The 286-nt window shown below is 68.9% G+C and carries 1 protein-coding gene; it reads right to left on the reverse strand.

The features are described 5' to 3' along the window. Positions 1 to 217: hypothetical protein (locus NE591_RS15700; RefSeq protein WP_256157155.1), on the reverse strand; the 217-nt coding region annotated here is incomplete at its 3' end. Positions 218 to 286 lie beyond the last annotated feature (69 nt).

Genomic DNA, 286 nt, shown 5'->3' on the forward strand with positions numbered 1-286 from the left:
CAAGCGCCTCCCGCTCGCCATCGGAAACCGGGATGCCCCAACTCGCCACCAGCTCGGTCTGGCTGCGCAGGGTGAAGCCCCCGACGAAGGAGACGGCGACGAGGATGACCGCGAGGAACACGCGGAGCAGACCGTGGCTCGTCGCCTGATCGACCCGCCGCTTGCTGCGGGCCCGGGGGTTGGGGGTGAGATGCCGCCCGTTGCGTTCTTTGGCCATGGCCGCTCCTTGCACGTGACTCCGTCAATCTGAAAAGCGCGACCCCCTCGGCTCATCAGTGCCGCGGGG

The organism is Adlercreutzia sp. DFI.6.23, from assembly GCF_024462535.1.
GTDB classification, from domain to species: domain Bacteria; phylum Actinomycetota; class Coriobacteriia; order Coriobacteriales; family Eggerthellaceae; genus Adlercreutzia; species Adlercreutzia rubneri.